This is a genomic window from Profundibacterium mesophilum KAUST100406-0324, from assembly GCF_009835145.1.
GTDB classification, from domain to species: Bacteria; Pseudomonadota; Alphaproteobacteria; order Rhodobacterales; family Rhodobacteraceae; genus Profundibacterium; species Profundibacterium mesophilum.
This window is the reverse complement of the sequence record NZ_APKE01000026.1, coordinates 69548-89444: the sequence shown is the minus strand read 5'-3', so window position 1 is coordinate 89444 and position 19897 is coordinate 69548. Positions and strand designations below refer to the sequence as shown.

The window sequence follows — 19897 nt, the reverse complement described above, 5'->3', positions numbered from 1 at the left end:
CCCGAAGGTAAATCAAGGCTTTCGAACAGTGTTAATTTGTAGCGGCGCGCTTGCCAATCAGGCAATTCATGATCAGCATTGCCGTAAAAGCGGAGTAAACTCGCATGAAAGCCTTCCAGGTCACAGCGCATGACGCACCGCCAAGGTTGCATGATATCGCTATCGACGCGCCGGCCATCGGCGAGGTTCAGCTTGCAGTCGAGGCATGCGGGCTGAATTTCGCCGATTTGCTGCAAAGCAAGGGACAGTACCAGGAGCGCCGCCCCCTGCCCGTCACGCTGGGCATGGAATTCGCCGGGACCGTGATCGCGCATGGTCCGGGCGCCGAGGCCCCACCGATCGGGTCCCGGGTCGCCGTCTTTGCCGGAGCGGGCGGGCTCGCAGAGCGCGCGAATGTCCCCGCCGAACGCTGCATTCCCCTGCCCGCTGGCATGCCCTTCACCGATGCCGCCGGCTTCATGGTCGCCTATGGAACCTCGCATCTCGCCCTGACGCGGCGCGCCCGGCTGGCGCCCGGCGAGACGCTGCTGGTGCTCGGGGCGGCGGGCGGCGTGGGCCTGACGGCAGTGGAGGTCGGCAAGGCGCTGGGCGCGCGCGTCATCGCCTGTGCCCGCGGCCGTGACAAGCTCGAGATCGCCCGCCGTGCCGGGGCGGATCACCTGATCGAGAGCGAGACCGAGGATCTGCGCGAAGCGGTCCTGGCGCTTGGCGGGGCGGATGTCGTCTACGACCCGGTGGGCGGCGCCCTTTTCGATGCGGCCCTGCGCGCCTGCCGGCCGGAGGCCCGCATACTGGCGATCGGCTTTGCCAGCGGCACCGTGCCGCAGATCAAGGCGAACCACCTGCTGGTCAAGAACGTGACCGTCGAAGGCTTCTACTGGGGCGGCTACGCGACCTTCGCGCCCGCGCTGCTCGACGGCAGCCTCGCGACCCTCTTCGAATGGTATGCGCAGGATCGCCTGCGCCCGCATGTCGGCGATGTCCTGCCCCTGGCGCGGGCCGGCGAGGGGCTCGAGTTGCTGCGCAGCCGGCGGGCGGTCGGCAAGGTCGTCGTCACCTGCGGGACTGAATGACGCCGCCCGCCCTCACCCGCACAGCGCGTATTGCTGCGCGACCAGGTCGGCAAAGGCATCGGCCGCCGGCCCCCGGGCGCCGCCCGCGCGGTAAAGGTTGATGTTCTGGTTGATCAGCGCCGGCAGGCCCGCCGCAGCCGGCACGGGCTCGGTATAGCGCGGCTCGGTTCCCTCGAGGAGCGCGGTCACCGCAAGATCGGCCACCACCGTCGCCTCGATCGCACGATCCGTATCGGATTGCGCCGCCGTCTCCCAGGGGATGTCCGCCTCGTCGAGCGCCAACTGCGCGCCCCGGCGAAAGATGCAATGCGTGCCGAAGGCGAGCCTGAGCGGGCGGGCCTTGTGCGCATTGCCGCCTCGCGCCCCCACCCAGACGAGGGGCAGGGTGACGAGGGTGCGCCCCCCGGGCCCGCAGCCGCCCTCGGTCGTCAGGATGAAGTCGCATTCCCCGCGCGCGAACATTGCCTTGAGGCGGTTCGTGTTCGAGGAGACAAGCTGCACCCGCATCCGTGGAAACTCCACCGCAAAACGGTTCAGGATGCGCGGGATGGCCGGGTAGACGATGTCGCTCGGCACGCCGAGCACCACCTCGCCCTCGAAGGCGGTATCGGTCATCCGCGTCATGACCTCGTCGTTGAGCACCAGCATCCGGCGCGCGTAGCTGAGCAGCTGCTCGCCCGCCGTCGTCAGCGCCACCGCCCGCGCGGTGCGGTCGAGCAGGCTGATCCCGAGGTTGTCCTCGAGACGCTTGAGCTGCATCGAGACCGCCGATTGGGTCAGGTTCAGGAAGCCGGCCGCCCGCGTGACGCCGCCCGTATCGGCAACAGCCACGAAAGAGCGCAGGGCGGTCATGTCGAGATTTCGCGTCATATCACAAACCTTGATCGTCGAGGCATCAAGCATTCGTTTTACCTATTCACCTAGGCAAGGCAAGAGGATCGTCGAAACGAATGAAATTCAGACAACGCATCACGATTCGGAAAATGACATGAGCCTTACCACCGCGCCCCGCGCCCCGTTCCTTCGCACGCTGTCCCTTCGCACGCCCTCCCTGACCGTCCTGCTCGGCCTTCTGAGCCAATCGGCCAGTGTGGCGCGCCAGCGGCGTCAGCTCGCCGCCCTCCCCGCCGACCGGCTCGCCGATCTGGGGCTCAACCGGGCACAGGCCCGGCACGAGGCCCGCCGCCCCTTCTGGGACCTGCCGCTCTGAGCCCCCATGCCCCGCCAGATGGCGCGGGGCATCGCCCCCCTGCCCTGTCATGGTGTCGCGCTCGGTCTTTTGCTGATGACATGATGCCTGCGGATCTTGAATAATGCCGGGGAGTTCACGATATTCCCTAGCAAAGAGGCGATGCCCGCTGGTCGGGCACAGCCGATGGTTTCAAGGAGGCGACTAATGGCTGACTATCAGACGATCCGTGCCGGTACCGGCGCCCGCTCGGCTGCGATCGACGAGGGCCTTCGGGCCCATATGAACAAGGTCTACGGCACCATGTCGGTGGGCATGCTGGTCACGGCCGGCGTGGCCTGGGCCGTCGGGTCCACGCCCGCCCTGCTGGCCATCTTCCGCGATCCCGCGACGCTGCAGCCCAACATCCTGGGCTGGGTGGCGATGTTCGCGCCGCTGATCATGGTCTTTGCCTTCGGCGCCGCGATCAACCGGCTCTCCGCATCCGGGGCACAGCTTTTCTTCTATGCCTTCGCCGCCGTGATGGGCCTGTCGATGGCATGGATCTTCGCGGCCTTCACCGGCTACTCGATCGCGCAGACCTTCCTGGTGACCTCGATTGCCTTCGCGGGCCTGTCGCTCTGGGGCTACACCACCAAGAAGGACATCTCCGGATGGGGCTCCTTCCTGATCATGGGCGTCATCGGCCTCGTGGTCGCCTCGATCGTGAACATCTTCCTCGCCTCCCCGGCGATGATGTTCGCCATCTCGATCCTCGGCGTGCTGATCTTCGCGGGCCTGACCGCCTATGACACGCAGCGGATCAAGAACGACTACATCCAGCATGCCGCGCGCATGGACGATGAATGGCTCGCCAAGTCGGCGATCATGGGGGCGCTGAACCTCTATCTCGATTTCATCAACATGTTCATGTTCCTGCTGCAGTTCATGGGCAACCGCGAGTAACGCGGTCCAGCACAGGCCAGTCGCTACAAGGGAAAGGGTCGGCATTGCCGGCCCTTTTTCGCGTTCGCGGGGTCGGGAACCGGGTGGCGGGACAGACAGTTTGCCCCGCATGACAGTTCTCAGCCTGACCTTCGCCCTTCTCTTCGCTCTCGTCCATATCTTCATCGGCATGCTGCGCTTTCTGGAACACACGCCGCGATCGCGATGGCTTTCCGCCGCCGGAGGTGTCGCCGTCGCCTATGTCTTCCTGCATATCCTGCCGGAGTTGAGCGCCAACGCCTCGACCTTCGCCGAAACGCTCGAGCTTGACGAGCTGCATGCCGAGGAGGCCGTCTACACGCTCGCACTGATCGGCCTCGCGGCCTTCTACGGGCTGGAGCGCTGGATGAAGACCGCCCCGCGCCGCAGCCATGACGGCGCACCGGGGGCCGGGGCGTTCTGGCTCCATATCGGCAGTTTCGCGGTCTACAACGTGATCATCGGCTATCTTCTGGTGCATCGCGAGACCCCCGGCATCGTCCCGCTGCTCGTCTACGGGGTCGCCATGGCGCTGCATTTCGTGACCAGTGATTTCGGCCTCAGGGACGATCACAAGGCGCGCTACGACCACGTCGCGCGCTGGGTTCTCGCGGCGGCCGTGCTGGGAGGATGGACGCTCGGGATGCTGACGCATCTGCCTGAGCTGTGGATCGGAATGCTCTTCGCCTTCCTCGCGGGCGGCGTCGTGCTCAACGTGCTCAAGGAGGAACTGCCGGAGGAGCGCGAGAGCCGCTTCCTGCCTTTCGTGGCGGGCGGGGCAGGCTACGCCCTCCTGCTTCTCGCCGCCTGAGCCGCACGGGGCCGAGCGGGGCCACACGGGGCCGATCGCCAAGCCCTCCCTTCTGGACACCGAAAGGGCCGCGCCGGATGTTCCGGGCGGCCCTTGGGGAGATGCAGGGTCTGGCGATCCGGGCAAGGCGATCCGGATTTGATGATCCGGGAGAGGCGATCCGCGCGGACCGCCCCCGGGGCGCCTTACTTGATCTTGCCTTCCTTGTACTCGACATGCTTGCGCGCGACGGGGTCGTATTTGCGGATGGTCATCTTCTCCGTCATCGTGCGCGCGTTCTTCTTGGTGACGTAGAAGTGGCCCGTATCCGCCGTCGAGTTGAGGCGGATTTTGATCGTCGTTGGCTTCGCCATGATGTCTCTCCTCGACTGGGCGGCGGCGCATGTCTCGACAACCCGGGCGCCGGCCCGTGAATTCCTGAGCCTCGCCTTTTAAGCGCTTGCCCGGCCCTGTCAACCGGCAAACCGACAGGGAAGGATGGCAATGGGAGCCCCGTAATGCGCGGAGGGCCTGTAAGCCGGATTTTGTTCCCCGCCTGACGGCGGTTCGATGACCATTCCTCTGCCCCGGCCGTTGCCGGCCGGATCTAGCTGCCTACCCGGGTTCCTGAGCGCAGACAGCTCTGGGACAAGCCCGTGGAACCCCTATTCGGCATTGCTCCCGGTGGGGCTTGCCTTGCCGGCGCTGTTGCCAGCCCCGCGGTGGGCTCTTACCCCACCGTTTCACCCTTGCCGCGGCCGGAGCCGTGGCGGTCTCTTTTCTGTGGCGCTTTCCGTCGGGTTGCCCCGCCCGGGCGTTACCCGGCACCGTCGTCTCCTGGAGTCCGGACTTTCCTCACCCCGAAAGGTGCGGCCATCCGGCCCTCCGCGCAGCGCCCGGTTAGGCGGTGCCGGCACGGGCGTCAACGGGGAAATGTTCCGCCAGCCAGAGCGCGCGGCGATCGTCGGCGGGCCCGCGGGCGCCCCGCGCCCAGGGCGCGAGGCGCAGCCGCAGCGCGCAGAGGTAGACCTGCGCCGCCATTCCGGGCGCATAGCCCGCCGCGACGCACAGCGCCGCGAAACGCGCATCGCTCAGCGCGGAGCGGGGCGCGGGGCCGAGTTCGGGCGCCCCGTCGATACCTGGCCAGATCGCGTAGCCGCCCAGCGCGAGGCGCCGCCAGTCGAAGCGTGGCCCCGGATCGACCTTGCGCAGCGGTGCGCAATCCGAATGCCCGATGACGCGCTCGGGCGGGATGTCGTGGCGGGCCATGACATCCGACAAGAGCCGCTCGAGACAGCGCATCAAGGGGGCGGCGAAGGGACCGGCACCGTCATTGTCGAGTTCGATGCCGATCGAGGCGGAATTGACATCCACCACCGCGCCCCAGCGTCCCGCTCCCGCATGCCAGGCCCGGCGGGCTTCCGGCACGAGACTGCGCAAGGCGCCCTCGCGGGTGATCAGGTAATGGGCGGAGACCTCGGCCTCCGGCTGGCAGAGGCGTTCATGCGCGGCATCCGCGCTGCGCATGGCGGTGTAGTGCAGCACGATGAGATCGGGGCGCGCCATGCTGCGGCGCGGCCCGTGATTGGGTGAGGGGCAGCCCGTCACACGCGGTCCCGCGTCTAGCCCCTGACCTTGCGGAAGGGCGCGGGATCCCAGTAGCAGGCGAATCCGTCCCCGTCGGGATCAAGGCCGAGCCTGTCCTTCTCGGGGCCGCCTTCGGCGAGGAACGCTTGCTGCGCGAGATCGGAGGAGGCGTAGGAGGCGCATCCGCGCAGGAATTTCGACTGAGCGTTGAAGCCCGACCGGCTGTAGAGCGATTCGCCCACCTTGTTGGTGCTGCGCAGGGCGTAGTCTACGATGTTCGGCCCCTCCCCGCCCGAGCGGCGCGGCAGCGCGGTGGGCTGGATCACGCGATAGGCCTCGCGTTGCGCGGCGATGCGCTCCTTGTCGTCCTCGATCGAGACCCGGCCCGAGACGGCCTGGAAATCCTGCTCGTCCGAGATGCCCGGATTGTCGGTATCGACGACGATCGAGGCTTCGCGGCGGCCCGGTGCCATGCTCGGCACGACCGGATTCTGGGCGGAGCCCCCGACGATGCCGCCCGCCGGCAATCCGGCGGCCGCCAGTTCGGCGCTGGTGATCACGGGCTCACCGGGACGCGACGGCAGGACCTGCGTGTCGCCCTCGAGTTCGACGTCACGGGCTGAACGGCCGGCGGCATAGGGATCATAGCTCCCGAACGCGGTGCCGCGCCCGGCATCGGGCGACTGGTCGAAATAGGTCGGGCCGCTCTCGGGCATCGGCGCGGCACAGGCCGCGAGCCCGGAAAGTGCCAAGGCCACCCATGCGAATCTCGCCATGCAAATTCTCCGCCTGCTCTCGTTCTCAGGATATCGGCTCTACCACCATTTGGAAGGCTTGGCCACAAAACCCGCCGATCGCTCGAGCGAATATGCGGCGTTGAGCAGGGGCCCCTCCTCGAAGGGACGCCCGATCAGTTGCAGCCCCAGCGGAAGCCCCTCCGCGTCGCGCCCGGCGGGAACGCTGATCGCAGGAAGGCCCGCGAGGTTCACCGTGACGGTGAACACGTCGTTGAGATACATGCGCACCGGATCCGCGTCGCTCATCTCGCCCAGCCCGAACGCGGCCGAGGGCGTGGCAGGGGTCAGGATCGCGTCGACGCCGGCGGCGAAGACATCGTCGAAATCCTTCTTGATGAGCGCGCGCACCTTGCGTGCCCGGTTGTAATAGGCGTCGTAGAAGCCCGCCGAGAGCACGTATGTCCCGACCATCACGCGGCGCTGCACCTCGGCGCCGAACCCTTCTGCGCGGGTCTTCTCGTACATCTCGGTGATCCCGTCGCCCGCATCGAGCGCGGCACGGTGGCCGAAACGCACACCGTCGTAGCGCGCCAGGTTGGAGGACGCCTCGGCGGGGGCGATCACGTAATAGGCGGGAAGCGCGTATTTCGTGTGCGGCAGTGAGATCTCGACAATTTCCGCGCCGGCCTCGCGCAGCATCGACGTGCCCTCCTCCCACAGCTTGGCGATCTCGTCCGGCATGCCCTCGATGCGGTACTCGTTGGGAATGCCGATCCGCTTGCCACGGACATCGCCGGTCAGCGCCGCCTCGAAATCGGGGACGGGTATGTCGACGCTGGTGCTGTCGCGCGGATCATGCCCGGCCATCGCGCCCAGCATGATCGCGGCATCGCGCACGTCGCGGGTCATCGGCCCGGCCTGGTCGAGCGAGGAGGCGAAGGCGATGATGCCCCAGCGCGAGCAGCGCCCGTAGGTCGGCTTGAGCCCGGTGATCCCGGTGAAGGCGGCGGGCTGGCGGATCGAGCCGCCCGTATCGGTGCCGGTCGCGGCGAGGCACAGATCGGCCGCCACGGCGGCCGCCGAGCCGCCCGAACTCCCCCCCGGGGTGAGCGGGGTGTCGCTGCCGGCCCGGCGCCACGGGTTCACCGCCGCGCCGTAGACCGAGGTCTCGTTGGACGAGCCCATGGCGAATTCGTCCATGTTCAGCTTGCCGAGCATCACCGCGCCCTGTCCGCGAAGCTGCGCGGTCACGCTCGATTCGTATTGCGGCACGAAGCCGTCGAGGATCCGGCTCGCCGCCTGAGAGGCCACGCCCTCGGTGCAGAAGAGATCCTTGATCCCGATCGGAACGCCGCACAGGTCGGCGGCGGCGCCCTGCGCGATCTGCGCATCGGCCTGCGCGGCCTGCGCGCGGGCGATCTCTGGGGTCTTGTGCACGAAGGCGCGCAGCGCGTCCGCGCCGTCGATCGCCCCGAGGCACGCCTCGGTCAGCTCGGCGCTGGTGAAGCTCTTGTCGCGCAGCCCGTCCCGGGCGGCCGCGATCGTCAACCTGTTCAGATCATCCATCATTCCACCACCTTCGGCACGGCAAAGAACCCCTCGCGGGCATCGGGCGCATTGGCAAGGACCCGGTCCTGCTGATCGCCATCCGTCACGACATCCTCGCGGCGCTTGAGACGCTGCGCCGTCACGCCCGTCATCGGCTCGACGCCCTCGACATCGACCTCGCCGAGCTGCTCGATGAAGCCGAGGATGGTATTGAACTCTGCGGCCAAGGCCGGCAGCGCGTCGGGCTCGACGCGGATCCGCGCGAGCTTGGCCACCTTGGCGGCGGTTTCGGTGTCGATCGACATGGGGCCCCCTCCGGAATCTGGGTCAAGGCGAGGCTTTAGCGTCCCGCCCCTCCGGCTTCAAGTCACGCGCGCCCCGCTTTCCATTCCTGCCCCGCTTTCCATCCACGCCCCGCCCCGCTAGCCTCCGTGAAAGGACATGATCCAAGGAGTTTTGCGCATGGACATCACCTGGCTCGGCCACGCCAGCTTCCGCATCGAGATCGCCGGGCAGGTGCTGCTCGTCGATCCCTGGTTCGAGGGAAACCCCTCCTTTCCGCAGGACCGCCGCGACGAGGCGGTCGCCGGCGCCACCCATATCCTGATCACCCATGGCCATGGGGATCACACCGGCGGCGTGCCGGAGCTCGCGGCGGAGCTTGGCATACCCGTGCTCGGGATATTCGACCTGATGGGTCATTGGGAAAAGACGCATGGGATCGAGACGACCGGCTTCAACAAGGGCGGCACGGTGCGGCTCGGCGCGCTGGCGATCACCATGGTCAACGCGCAGCATTCCTCCTCCATCGAGGGGCCTGACGGGCCACGCTACGCCGGCGCCGAGGCGGGCTACATGATCGCCGGCGAGGGCCATGTGATCTACCTGTCGGGCGATACCGACATCATGGCCGACATGGCCTGGATGGGCGAGCTGCACGCGCCCGATATCGGCATCCTGTGCGCCGGCGGGCATTTCACGATGGACATGGAGCGCGCGGCCTGGGCGGCGCGGAAGTATTTCGCCTTCGAGACCGTGATCCCCTGCCATTACCGCACCTTCGAATTGCTCGAGCAATCGGCCGACCGGCTCGTGGCGGGACTTCCGGGGGTCGATGTGCGCGTGCCCGACGTGATGGAGCGCCTCTCCATCCCCGCGCGCTGAGGGCCGCGCGCGGGCGGCCGCCTCATTCGTCGAGATAGCGCAGCGACAGGTTCCAGCCGCTTTCGCTGGTCAGGCGTTGCAGGATCTGCACGTTGAGCGGCTCGCGCAGGGGTGAGCCCTGCGCGAGGGCGATGGTGATGTAATGCGGATCGAGCGCCGTCGTCTCCACCCGCGCCGAGAGCCCGCCATCCTCCGACACCACGTGGCGCAGGGCGGGCGCGGCCCCCGCGACCGTGTCCACGGCGCCCTCGCTCATCGCCGCGAAGGCGCTCGCGAGATCGGCATAGCTGCGCAGCGACACGCCCTCGCGGCCCAGGGCGACCTCGCTCGAGCTGCCGGCGACGACGCCGACCATCCGCCCCGACAGGGATTCGGGCAGATCGACGCCGGCATCGGCATCCGCGAGGGTGACGATCGTGGCGGTGAGCGCCGAGCTGACCGCGAGCCCGGCGAGCATCCAGACCATCGCGACACCCCGGCCAAGGGCCGTGACCGGCGCCTTGTCGCCATAGCCGATCGTGGTCAGCGTCACGCCCGCCCACCAGAACCCGTCGCCCAGGCCCTTGAGCGGGCTGCGGCTGAACTGTTCGGTGTTGCGGCGGCGCTCGATGAGCCAAATGATCGTGCCCACGATCAGCAGCAGGACACACAGTCCGAGAACGAGCCTGAGGAAGGTCCATTCCATGAGCCCGGTCAGGACCGAGACGACGCGGGTGCTGCGCTCCGAGGTCACGCCCATCGTCGCGGTATGCAAGGGGTGGGTCAGATCGAAGAGTTCCTCGCGCCGGGGCGTGGCGGTCAAGGCGAGAACCGCGTCGAGATCGCCGTTTTGCAACCCGCTCTCGAGGGCCGCGTCATCGAGGGCCACCAGATCGTAGCGCCAGCCGAGCGATTCGGCCATGACGCGCCAGTAATCGACCGCGAGCCCCATCCACGCATCGTCGCGGGTCCGGATCGCATAAGGCGGCCGGTGTCCGACGCCGACCTTGAGCGGCACGTCGATGCCGGGCCGCAGTTCCTCGAGCCGCGCCACCTCGCCGTCCGGCACGCCATCCGCATCCGCATCGCTTGCGGCCTCGCTCCCGGCCCCGCCGGGGGACGGCTCCGAGGGAGCGATCCCGCCACGCTCGAAAAGTTCGCCCGCGCGCCGGTCCTGCGCCTCGGCGGGCGCTTCGAGCTGCTGCGCGCCCACCGGGAGCGCAGCCACCCCGGCGAGCAGGGCGGCGGCGGCGAGGACTGCGCGGACGTGGCTTTTGAAACGCATGGGATCTCCTTGAACTCTGCCACAAACCCGCCGGGGCGCGTTTTGGTTTCTTTTCCGTCCGCAAGCGCGGTCAGCGCGGGCCGCGCAGCCCGGCAAAGAAGTCGCGCAGCAGCCGCGCCGCCGCCTCAGCCCCGATACCGTCGTAGATTTCGGGCGCGTGATGCGATTGCGAATGGGTGAAGACGCGGGCGCCCTGCGCGACGCCGCCGGACTTGGGATCGGCCGCACCGTAGTAGAGCCGCCGGATCCGCGCCGCCGCGATCACCCCGGCGCAGGCGGCACAGGGCTCCAGCGTCACGTAAAGGTCGCATCCGATCAGGCGCTCGGTGCCCAGCGCCGCGCAGGCCGCCCGGATCGCCAGCATCTCGGCATGGGCCGACGGATCGCACAGCTCACGCGTCCGGTTCCCCGCGCTGCAAAGGAGCCGTCCGTCCGGCCCGATCACCGCCGCGCCCACCGGCACCTCGCCGCGCCAGGCGGCCGCGCGCGCCTCCTCGAGCGCCAGATGCATGTGTGTGACGAAGGACATGGTCGCTTTCCGAACGATTTCCCTTCTTCTTGTCGCGCCGGGCCGGTATGTCCAGCCCATGACGAATGAGCCCTCCCGTCCAGGCGAACGCATCGCCAAGGTCATCTCCCGTGCCGGCCGTGCCAGCCGGCGCGAGGCCGAACGCCTGATCGAGGCCCGCAGGGTCACGGTCAACGGAAGCGTCATCGACAGCCCGGCACTCAACGTGACGCCGGCCGACCGGATCACCGTGGACGGCACGCCGCTCGCGGCCGCCGAGGCCCCGCGTCTGTGGCTCTACCACAAGCCGGTGGGCCTGGTGACGACGGCTTCCGACGAGAAGGGCCGCAAGACCGTTTTCGATGCCCTGCCCGAGGAAATGCCGCGGGTCATGTCCGTCGGCCGGCTCGACATCACCTCGGAGGGGCTGCTTCTGCTGACCAATGACGGCGGCATCAAGCGGCGGCTCGAGCTGCCCTCGACGGGATGGCTGCGCAAGTATCGCGTCAGGCTCAATGGCCGCCCCAAGGACGAGGATTTCGAGCCGCTTCGGCGCGGCCTGACGATCGACGGCGAGAAGTTCCAGCCGATGCAGGTCACGCTGGAGCGACAGACGGGCGCCAATGCCTGGGCCGGGGTCGCCATCCGAGAGGGACGCAACCGCGAGATCAGGCGCGCGATGGAGAGCATCGGCCTGCCGGTGAACCGCCTCATCCGTGTCAGCTACGGGCCCTTCCGCCTCGGCACGCTGAAGGCCGGGGAGGTCGAGGAGATCAAGGGGCGTGTCCTGCGCGACCAGCTCGGGTTGCCGCCCGAGACCGGCGAGGCGGAGGAGCCCAAGCCCAAGCCGCGTCCGCAACGCCGCCGCCGCTGATCGCGCGGCGCGGCGCGGCGATCCCGGCCGGGCGCATCCGCGCAATGCGGGCGCGCGGCCCTTGCCCCGGCGTGCCGCCCCTCGCAGGCCCCTCCCTGGCCCCGCCCGTCCGCACCGGCGCCGCTGGCAGCCACGAGCGCCATCGACTATCATCCGCCACACTTGAGAAGATGCCGGGGAAGGACCATGTCGAGACTTGTCATCGCCATCGCGATCCTCGCTCTGCTGGGCGGTCTCGCATTCGTTCTCATGCGTGCCGCCGGCGCGCTCACCGCCCCCGGAGGAAGACCCTTGCAGCGTGTCTCGTTCGTGCTCCTCGTCGCCCTGATCTTCTATGCCTCGATTTGGGGGGGCGCGTGATGGCCGAGCGATTCGGCGGCCGGTTCAGTCCCCGGCCCGGCCCGGAAGGCAGTGATGACACCGACGCGCGGCGCGGCGGCGATGGGCCGCTTCCCGGCACCGGACGCAGCTCCGTGCCGCCGGCCGGACAGTGGCGCAATGCCCGCCGCAGCCGCACCGGGGGGCGCGTCAACGCGCTCTTCATCGCCCCCGCCCCCCTGGCGCTTCTGGCCTTCGGGCGCGATCCGGCTGGAATGGCGCTCAGCCTCGCGGCCTTCGGGCTCCTGATCGGCGCGGCCCTGCTGACCCGCGAGGGCATCCGCGCGCAGGAGGTCTACGAGACGCGGCGCGTCGCCAAGCGCCCCGCCCTGCCGCGCAAGCTCTTCGGTGCCGCGCTGACGGGGGCGGGGCTGGCGCTGGCTGGCCTGGTTTCGGGCGGTATCGGCGCGGCTCTCATCTTCGCGGTGCTGGGCGCGGCGCTCCATGTCGCCGCCTTCGGACCCGATCCGCTTCGCGACAAGGGGGTCGAGGGCTCCGACGAGTATCAGACGTCGCGCGCGCTCGACGCGGTGGCCAAGGGCGAGGCACATCTGGCGCAGATGCGCCGGGACATCGCGCGGACCCGCGATCCGGTCCTGGTGGGGCGGGTCGAGGCCTTCGGCGCGACGGCGGCCCGCATGTTCCGCGGCATCGAGGAGGATCCCAGCGATCTGAACGGTGCGCGGCGTTATCTGGGGGTCTATCTGCAGGGCGCACGCGAGGCGACAGCGAAATATACCGAGCTTGCCGGGCGCCGGGCCGACGCGGCCGCGCGCGATGATTACCTTGCTCTTCTCGACGATCTCGAACAAGGCTTTACCCGCCATACCGAAGCGATGCACCGGGCGGAACGCAGCGACCTGGAGATCGAGATCGAGGTCCTGCGCGAAAGATTGGCCCGCGAGGGCGTCACCTCCGGCGACAAGCTCTAGAAAGGAGCGTTTTCGATGTCCGAGACGACCCGCCGAAAGGCCGCCGAGACAGTCGGCGAAATCGAGGCGCTGCAGCAGATGCGCAGTCCCGCGCCGGTCGATCCCGCCGAGCTCGAGGGCGATCCGGTCCTTGCGGGCGAGATCGCGCGCCTGGCGGATGGCATCGACATCACCGACACCCATTCGATCGTCGGCTTCGGCTCCGCCGCGCAGGGCGAGTTGCAGAAGATCAGCCAGACCATGCTCGCCGATGTGCGCAGCAAGGATGTCGGGCCGGCGGGCGACAGCCTGCGCGAGATCGTCAGCACGCTGCGCGGATTTTCGGTCAGCGAGCTCGACATCCGGCGCAAGCGGTCCTGGTGGGAGAAGCTGACCGGCAAGATGGCGCCCATGGCCCGCTTCGTCGCGCGCTACGAGAGCGTGCAGAGCCAGATCGACGACATCACCGGCAGCCTGCTGGCCCATGAGCATGCCCTGCTCAAGGACATCAAGGCGCTGGACCGGCTCTACGAGCAGACCCTCGCCTTCTACCGCGAGCTGGCACTCTACATCGCTGCGGGCGAGCGCAAGCTGGCGCAGGTCGATGGCGAACTTGCCGAGCTTGCCGCGCAGGGCGAGCCCGTGGAGACCGACATGCTCGCCGCGCAAAGGCTGCGCGATCTGCGCGCCGGGCGCGACGACCTCGAGCGGCGCATCCACGATCTGCGCCTGACCCGGCAGGTGACGATGCAGTCCCTGCCCTCGATCCGGCTGGTCCAGGAGAACGACAAGTCCCTCGTGACGAAGATCAACTCCACCCTCGTGAACACCGTGCCCCTTTGGGAGACGCAGCTGGCGCAGGCGGTGACCATCCAGCGCTCGCGCGAGGCGGCCGGCGCGGTGCGCGAGGCCAACGACTTGACCAACGAGCTTCTGACGTCGAACGCCCGCAACCTGCGCGAGGCGAATTCCGAGGTGCGCCGCGAGATCGAGCGCGGCGTTTTCGACATCGAGGCGGTCAACAGCGCCAATGCCGATCTCATCGCCACGATCGAGGAAAGCCTCGACATCGCCGACGAGGGCCGCGCGCGGCGCGCCGCCGCCGAGCAGGAGCTTGCGCGGATGGAAGACGAGCTCAAGCAGTCCCTGGCGGCCGCGTCGGGCCGTGCCGCCCGCGATCCCGGCGCCCCGCCCGCCGGCACGGCCGGGAGCTGAGAATGCTGCGTCACGGTCTGCTTGCGATCTGTGCCGGCGCGCTCGCCGCCTGCAGCGCGCCCCCCGCGCCCGCCCCGCAGCCGCGGACCCTGGCGCAGCCCGCACCGCAGCCGCGCGTCAAGGCGCCGCGGCCCGAGCCCGCCCCCGAACGCGGCACCGCGCCGCCGAAAGCCCTGCCCCTGCCCCCCGAGAGCCAGGAGCTTGCGCAATATTACGAGCGGGTGCAGAGCGGCCTGCTGGCGCAGGGATTGCTCCGCCGTGATGGCGGCGGCAGCGATACCCCCTATAACCGGCGCATCCTCGTCGAGAACTTCGTCCAGATTGGCCTGTTCGAGGAATATGCCGATACCGGCAGCCGCCTCGTCGCGCGCGCCACCGAAAGCCGTCTGCACAGGTTCGAGCGTCCGGTTGTCCTCGATATCGAGTTCGGCGACAGCGTCGCGCCAGCGATCAGGGCCCGCGACACGGCCGCCATCGCCAGCTATGCGCAGCGCCTGGCGCGGGTGACGCGCCATCCGATCGCAATGGCGCGCGAGGATGGCACGGCGGGGACGGATGGCAATTTCACCATCTTCATCCTCAACGAGGCCGAACGCCGCGCACTGGGCCCCAGGCTGCAGGAGATGGTGCCCGGGATCTCGCGCTCGGCGCTCAACGAGGTCATCAACCTGCCGCGGTCGAGCTATTGTCTCGTCTTCGCGCTCGATCCCAGCAACACGGGCAGCTACACGCGCGCCGTCGCGGTAATCCGCGCCGAGCATCCCGACCTGCTGCGTCTGAGCTGCATCCACGAGGAAATCGCCCAGGGCCTCGGCCTTGCCAATGACAGCCCCACCGCGCGTCCCTCGATCTTCAACGATGACGAGGAGTTCGGCCTGCTGACGCGGCATGACGAGCAGCTTCTGCGCATCCTATACGATCCGCGCATGAAGCTGGGCATGAGCACGGCGCAGGCCCGCGACATGGCGGCGGTGATCGCCGCGGATTTCTTCGACGAGAACAGTTGATTCGTCCCGGCGGCCTGCCGCCGGGCATTCGACCCCTTCCGATGCAGGTGACGGAGCAGAGCGCATGAGCCTTTTCGATTTCCTTTCCGGGCAATTCATCGATGTCATCCACTGGACGGATGACAGCCGCGACACCATGGTCTGGCGCTTCGAGCGCGAAGGCCACGAGATCAAGTACGGCGCCAAGCTCACCGTGCGCGAGGGGCAGGCGGCGGTCTTCGTCCACGAGGGACAGCTGGCCGACGTGTTCACGCCGGGGCTCTACCTGCTCGAGACCAACAACATGCCGGTGATGACCACGCTCCAGCACTGGGATCACGGGTTCCGGTCGCCCTTCAAGTCCGAGATCTACTTCGTCTCGACCACCCGGCACACCGACCTGAAATGGGGCACGAAGAACCCGGTGATCCTGCGCGATCCCGAATTCGGCCCGACCCGCATCCGCGCCTTCGGCACCTATACCGTCAAGGTCGCCGATCCGGCCCGCTTCCTCACCGAGATCGTGGGCACCGATGGCGCGTTCACCCGCGACGAGATCAGCTTCCAGATCCGCAACATCATCGTGCAGGAGTTCAGCCGCACCATCGCCCAATCGGGCATTCCCGTCCTCGACATGGCCGCCAATACCGGCGATCTGGGCAAGCTCCTTGCCACGAGGATCAGCGAGACCGTGGCCGCCTATGGGCTGGTCCTGCCGGAACTCTACATCGAGAACATCTCCCTGCCGCCGGCGGTCGAGGCGGCACTCGACAGGCGCACCTCGATGGGCATGGCCGGCGATCTGGGCCGTTACACGCAATACCAGGCCGCCGAGGCCCTTGGCGGGGCGCAGGGCGCCGGCGGCGCGATGGCGGCCGGATACGGCGCGGGGCTCGGGATGCAGATGGCCGCCGAGGCCGCGAGGCAAGGCCCCTGGGGCATGGCGCCGGCCGGCCAGTCCGCGCAGGCTCCCATGCAATCCACGCAAGCCCAGCCACAGGCCGCGCCGCATTCCGCCGCGCCCGGCCCCTGGGGCCAGGCCCCCGCCCATTCGCAAAATCCCCCGCCGCCCCCCCCACCCCCGCAAGAGCATGTGTGGCACATCGCGCGTGATGGCGCGGTAAGCGGCCCCTTCTCGAAGGCACGGCTCGGCCGGATGGCCGGCGAGGGCGCGCTCGACCGCGAGACGCATGTCTGGACGCAGGGGCAGGACGGATGGCAAAAGGCTGGCGAGATCGACGAGCTTGCGCGTCTTTTCACCGTGATGCCGCCCCCGCCGCCCGGCCGCTGACGGGCGCGCGGCGGCAATGGACGATCACCGGTTCCCCTGCGACCGCTGCGGCTCGGACATGCGGTTCGACCCCGCTGGCGGCAAGCTTCTATGCGACTATTGCGGCAACGAGACCCTGCTCGAGAACGCCGTCGCGCCGCCCCTCGCCGAGATGGATTACGAGACCGCCCTGCGCGCGGCGCTGCCCAGCTCGCAGATCGAGGAGATCGGCGTCTCGCCCTGCCCCAATTGCGGCGCGCTGATCGAGTTCGCCGCCGACAGCCACGCCACCACCTGCCCGTTCTGCGCGACGCCCGTGGTCGCGGGCACCGGCGCGCACCGGCAGATCAAGCCGCGCGGCGTGCTTCCCTTCGCGCTGAGCGAGCGCGAGGCGCACGGCGCCATGACCGACTGGCTCGGCAGCCTCTGGTTCGCGCCGAACGGGCTGTCGCGTTATGCGCGCAAGGGGCGCCGGCTGAGCGGGGTCTACGTGCCGTTCTGGACTTTCGACGCACAGACCCGCTCCTCCTACGAAGGCGAGCGCGGAACGGTGCATGTCGAACATCGCACGGTGATGCGCGATGGCAGGCCCGAAAGGGTCCCGGTGCAGAAGGTCCGCTGGCGGCGGGTGCGCGGCCGCGTGGCGCGTGCCTTCGACGATGTCCTCGTCCTCGCCTCGCGGTCGATCCCCCGCGCCCATGCCGATGCGCTCGCCCCTTGGGATCTGACACAGCTCGTTCCCTACACGCCGGGCTATCTCGCCGGCTTCGACGCCGAGGGCTACCAGGTCGACCTCGAGGAAGGGTTCGCGGCCGCCCGCGAGGTCATGGACAGGGCCATCGCGCGGGACGTGCGCTTCGATATCGGTGGCGACAGGCAACGGGTCCATGCGATCCGCACCGAGGTCAGCGCCGTGACCTTCAAGCATGTCCTGCTTCCGGTCTGGATGGCCGCCTACCGCTACAGGGGAGCGTCCTACCGCTTCGTCGTCAACGCGCAGACGGGACGCGTGCAGGGCGAGCGTCCCTATTCGGCGATCAAGATCGCCCTCGCCGTTCTCCTCGCCCTCGTTCTTGCCGGCGGTGCGGCCTATGTCTACCAGATGCAGTAGAGCTGCGCGATTGCAAGGAGACCGCGTTCGCGCTACGCACGCAACTGGATGATGTTTGCGCTGACATGAAACAAGGACACCTGCCATGATCCTCTGCTGCGGCGAAGCCCTGATCGACATGCTCCCGAGGTCCATCGGCCAGGAACAGGTCTTCGCGCCGCATGCCGGGGGTGCGGTCTTCAACACCGCCATCGCGCTGGGGCGGCTGGACGTGGCCACCGCGCTGTTCAGCGGCCTGTCGAGGGACATGTTCGGCGAGATGCTGGTAGAGGCCCTCGGCGCCTCGCAGGTGGACGCATCGCTGGCGGCGCGCTCCGATCTGCCCACGACACTCGCCTTCGTGACCCTCGTCGACGGGCAGGCCCGCTACGCCTTCTACGACGAGAACACTGCCGGGCGGATGCTGTCGCAGGCCGATCTGCCTGACCCCGGAGAACGCTGCGAGGCGCTTTTCTTCGGCGGGATCAGCCTGGCCGTCGAGCCCTGCGCCGCGGCCTACGAGGCCCTGGCGGCGCGCGAGAGCGACAAGCGCGTCATCATGCTCGACCCCAATATCCGGCCCGATTTCATCAAGGACGAGGCGGCCTACCGCGCCAGGATCGACCGGATGATCGCGCGCGCCGACATCGTCAAGCTCAGCGATGACGACCTGCGCTGGCTTATGGGCGACGGGTCGATCCCCGAGCTGGCGAGCGGCATCCTGGAGCGCGGACCGGCCCTTGTCTGCATCACCGAAGGGGCCGAAGGGGCGAGCGCCTACCATGCCGGCGGTACGCTGCGTGTGCCCGCCCGCCCGGTGGAGGTTGTCGATACGGTCGGCGCGGGCGATACGTTCAATGCCGGCATTCTCGCCGCCCTGTCGCGCGGCGGCGCGCTTGGCAAATCCGCGCTGCGCGCGCTGGGCGAGGACCAGGTCCGCGCGGCACTGCAACTCGGTGTCCAGGCCGCGGCCGTCACCGTGTCGCGTGCGGGCGCGAACCCGCCCCGGGCCGGCGAGCTCTGAGCCCGTGAGGGCACTTCTGCAAAGGGTCAGCCAAGCCGAGGTCGGCGTGGACGGCGAACCCATCGCCGGGATCGGTCCCGGACTGCTGATCCTTGTCTGCGCGATGCGCGGCGACGACATGGCGGCCGCCGACCGCTTGGCCGCCAGGATAAGCAAGCTGCGCATCTTCGCCGATGCGGACGGGCGAATGAATCTCAGCCTTGCGCAGACGGGCGGCAGGGCTCTGGTCGTGTCGCAATTCACCCTCGCCGCCGATACCTCGCGGGGAAATCGTCCGGGCTTCTCAGCCGCTGCGCCCCCCGATGAGGGGCGTGCGCTCTACGAGGGCTTCGCGGACGCGCTCGAGCGGAGCGGCATCGAAACGGGGCGTGGACGTTTCGGCGCGGACATGCAGGTCTCGCTCGTCAATGACGGGCCGGTGACGATCTGGATCGAGAGCTGACCCTCCCGAAAAGGCCGGCCGCCCGCCATTGATCCCGCCACGAGCGCCCGCCCCCGATCACCGCACCCGGCGCGCGACCACCGCACCCGACATTCATCGCCCGAGGGATCGCAAGACCGGGGATAACACTCGCCCCGTGCCGTTCGAACCCGCGCGGCGCATCTTGCAGGAAGGGACGCTGCATGCGCTCGGAGCCGCCCCGGCGCGCCATCGTGGCAAAGGCCGCGCCGCCTTGCCCGAGCATCGGCGGCGTTCGGCGCGCAGGCCGCGAAGGAGTCCCCTTGCGAGCCCCCCTCGCCCGGCTGCGCGATCAGAGACCTTCGCGGGCGATATGCTTGGCCAGATGGCGCAGCGCGGCGCCCTGCGCGGCGGCGATCGAGTTGGGGTTGCCCGGCGCGTATGGCACCGCGATGTCGAAGCGGCGCGCCACGTCCTTGCGCTCGCCGAAGGGCGAGGCCACGAAATACTGCCCCACGATCCTGTAGCGCGCGGCCGCCGTCGCGAGGGCCTGGGTAAAGCGCACCTCGACCCTGACATCAGGCCCGTCGGAGAAGGGCCAGGGCTCGGCGGCGACCTTGGCGGGCGTGATCTCGGCCAAGGTCATGGCAAGGGTCTGGGTCATTCCGCGCACCGGATCGTCGGCCCACAGGACGTCGTTGTCGGTTGCCAGCATCCGGCCCGGTGTCTCGACGGTGATCGTCTCGAGCTCGGCATAGAGCGGCAGCGACACCTCGCGCAGTTCCACCGAGCCGACGCTGACGGGAATGCGCTCCTCCTCCGCCTGCGGCGGCACCTCGTAGCGCAGGGGGCCGATCCCGTCCGAGCAGGCGGCCAGCAGGCCGATCAGGGCCGGCAGGAGGAGGTGGGGCGGGACTTTGGTCATG

Annotated in this window: 23 protein-coding genes and 1 other RNA gene; 14 read left to right on the top strand and 10 right to left on the bottom strand. The window is 68.8% G+C overall.

All coding sequences use genetic code 11. The annotated features are described in order from the left end of the window. Positions 1-104: 104 nt before the first annotated feature. Positions 105-1073, top strand: a complete 969-nt coding sequence (locus PMES_RS11325) for an NADPH:quinone oxidoreductase family protein (RefSeq protein WP_159965801.1) — start codon at positions 105-107, stop codon at positions 1071-1073. A 12-nt stretch (positions 1074-1085) separates the two neighbouring features. On the opposite strand, the gene PMES_RS11320 is transcribed toward PMES_RS11325, so the two are convergent. Then, complete coding sequence (locus tag PMES_RS11320; protein ID WP_159965800.1) at positions 1086-1943, bottom strand: LysR family transcriptional regulator; 858 nt, start codon at positions 1941-1943, stop codon at positions 1086-1088. A gap of 118 nt (positions 1944-2061) precedes the next feature. On the opposite strand from PMES_RS11320, the gene PMES_RS11315 reads away from it, so the two are divergent. From PMES_RS11315 to PMES_RS16720, 3 genes are all read left to right on the top strand, one after another. Continuing rightward, positions 2062-2283, top strand: a complete 222-nt coding sequence (locus PMES_RS11315; protein ID WP_159965799.1) for a DUF1127 domain-containing protein — start codon at positions 2062-2064, stop codon at positions 2281-2283. 186 nt (positions 2284-2469) lie between these two features. Further along, positions 2470-3207 carry a Bax inhibitor-1/YccA family protein gene (locus tag PMES_RS11310; RefSeq protein ID WP_159965798.1) on the top strand — a complete coding sequence of 246 codons (738 nt, stop codon included), beginning with the start codon at positions 2470-2472 and terminating at the stop codon, positions 3205-3207. 109 nt (positions 3208-3316) lie between these two features. After that, the gene (locus PMES_RS16720; protein ID WP_159965797.1) at positions 3317-4036 is read left to right on the top strand and encodes a hypothetical protein; all 720 of its coding nucleotides are present in this window, start codon (positions 3317-3319) and stop codon (positions 4034-4036) included. Between the two features lie 185 nt (positions 4037-4221). Here PMES_RS16720 and rpmG read toward each other — a convergent pair whose 3' ends face one another. From rpmG to gatC, 6 genes are all read right to left on the bottom strand, one after another. Next, positions 4222-4389 carry a 50S ribosomal protein L33 gene (gene rpmG, locus PMES_RS11300; protein ID WP_159965796.1) on the bottom strand — a complete coding sequence of 56 codons (168 nt, stop codon included), beginning with the start codon at positions 4387-4389 and terminating at the stop codon, positions 4222-4224. A gap of 144 nt (positions 4390-4533) precedes the next feature. Continuing rightward, positions 4534-4904: RNase P RNA component class A (gene rnpB / locus PMES_RS11295), an RNA gene on the bottom strand. Between the two features lie 11 nt (positions 4905-4915). Further along, positions 4916-5581 (bottom strand): N-acetylmuramoyl-L-alanine amidase, encoded by a 666-nt coding sequence (locus PMES_RS11290; protein ID WP_159965869.1) that lies wholly within the window; start codon positions 5579-5581, stop codon positions 4916-4918. A 56-nt stretch (positions 5582-5637) separates the two neighbouring features. Beyond that, positions 5638-6378 carry a hypothetical protein gene (locus PMES_RS11285; protein ID WP_236549781.1) on the bottom strand — a complete coding sequence of 247 codons (741 nt, stop codon included), beginning with the start codon at positions 6376-6378 and terminating at the stop codon, positions 5638-5640. Positions 6379-6417: 39 nt separating this feature from the next. Then, complete coding sequence (gene gatA, locus PMES_RS11280) at positions 6418-7905, bottom strand: Asp-tRNA(Asn)/Glu-tRNA(Gln) amidotransferase subunit GatA (RefSeq protein ID WP_159965867.1); 1488 nt, start codon at positions 7903-7905, stop codon at positions 6418-6420. After that, on the bottom strand, positions 7905-8192 hold the full coding sequence (gatC, locus tag PMES_RS11275; RefSeq protein ID WP_159965795.1) for an Asp-tRNA(Asn)/Glu-tRNA(Gln) amidotransferase subunit GatC: 288 nt from the start codon (positions 8190-8192) through the stop codon (positions 7905-7907). The genes gatA and gatC overlap by 1 nt, the downstream gene beginning before the upstream one ends. Before the next feature lie 157 nt (positions 8193-8349). Here gatC and PMES_RS11270 point away from each other — a divergent pair, with 157 nt between their 5' ends. Beyond that, positions 8350-9051, top strand: coding sequence for a metal-dependent hydrolase (locus tag PMES_RS11270; protein WP_159965794.1), 702 nt, complete (start codon positions 8350-8352; stop codon positions 9049-9051). Between the two features lie 22 nt (positions 9052-9073). On the opposite strand, the gene PMES_RS11265 is transcribed toward PMES_RS11270, so the two are convergent. Further along, positions 9074-10315, bottom strand: coding sequence for an ion channel (locus tag PMES_RS11265; RefSeq protein ID WP_159965793.1), 1242 nt, complete (start codon positions 10313-10315; stop codon positions 9074-9076). Positions 10316-10385: 70 nt separating this feature from the next. Continuing rightward, positions 10386-10844, bottom strand: coding sequence for a nucleoside deaminase (locus PMES_RS11260; RefSeq protein WP_159965792.1), 459 nt, complete (start codon positions 10842-10844; stop codon positions 10386-10388). 58 nt (positions 10845-10902) lie between these two features. On the opposite strand from PMES_RS11260, the gene PMES_RS11255 reads away from it, so the two are divergent. The 9 genes from PMES_RS11255 (at position 10903) to dtd (ending at position 19013) form a co-directional block, all read left to right on the top strand. After that, positions 10903-11697, top strand: a complete 795-nt coding sequence (locus PMES_RS11255) for a pseudouridine synthase (RefSeq protein ID WP_236549780.1) — start codon at positions 10903-10905, stop codon at positions 11695-11697. A gap of 186 nt (positions 11698-11883) precedes the next feature. Beyond that, positions 11884-12057, top strand: coding sequence for a hypothetical protein (locus tag PMES_RS11250; protein WP_159965790.1), 174 nt, complete (start codon positions 11884-11886; stop codon positions 12055-12057). Beyond that, the gene (locus PMES_RS11245; RefSeq protein WP_159965789.1) at positions 12057-13007 is read left to right on the top strand and encodes a 5-bromo-4-chloroindolyl phosphate hydrolysis family protein; all 951 of its coding nucleotides are present in this window, start codon (positions 12057-12059) and stop codon (positions 13005-13007) included. Before PMES_RS11250 ends, PMES_RS11245 begins: the two co-directional genes overlap by 1 nt. 15 nt (positions 13008-13022) lie before the next feature. Beyond that, positions 13023-14201, top strand: coding sequence for a toxic anion resistance protein (locus tag PMES_RS11240; protein ID WP_159965788.1), 1179 nt, complete (start codon positions 13023-13025; stop codon positions 14199-14201). Between the two features lie 2 nt (positions 14202-14203). Further along, positions 14204-15208, top strand: coding sequence for a DUF2927 domain-containing protein (locus PMES_RS11235; RefSeq protein ID WP_159965787.1), 1005 nt, complete (start codon positions 14204-14206; stop codon positions 15206-15208). 64 nt (positions 15209-15272) lie between these two features. After that, positions 15273-16478, top strand: coding sequence for an SPFH domain-containing protein (locus PMES_RS11230; protein WP_159965786.1), 1206 nt, complete (start codon positions 15273-15275; stop codon positions 16476-16478). Between the two features lie 16 nt (positions 16479-16494). After that, a complete protein-coding gene (locus tag PMES_RS11225) occupies positions 16495-17568 on the top strand; it encodes a TFIIB-type zinc ribbon-containing protein (RefSeq protein ID WP_159965785.1) in 1074 nt (357 codons plus the stop codon). Positions 17569-17653: 85 nt separating this feature from the next. Continuing rightward, a complete protein-coding gene (locus PMES_RS11220; RefSeq protein ID WP_159965784.1) occupies positions 17654-18571 on the top strand; it encodes a carbohydrate kinase family protein in 918 nt (305 codons plus the stop codon). Between the two features lie 4 nt (positions 18572-18575). Beyond that, entirely contained in the window at positions 18576-19013 is a 438-nt protein-coding gene (gene dtd, locus PMES_RS11215) for a D-aminoacyl-tRNA deacylase (protein ID WP_159965783.1), read from the top strand. 310 nt (positions 19014-19323) lie between these two features. On the opposite strand, the gene PMES_RS11210 is transcribed toward dtd, so the two are convergent. Then, the gene (locus tag PMES_RS11210) at positions 19324-19896 is read right to left on the bottom strand and encodes a PqiC family protein (RefSeq protein WP_159965782.1); all 573 of its coding nucleotides are present in this window, start codon (positions 19894-19896) and stop codon (positions 19324-19326) included. Between the last annotated feature and the right edge of the window lies 1 nt (position 19897).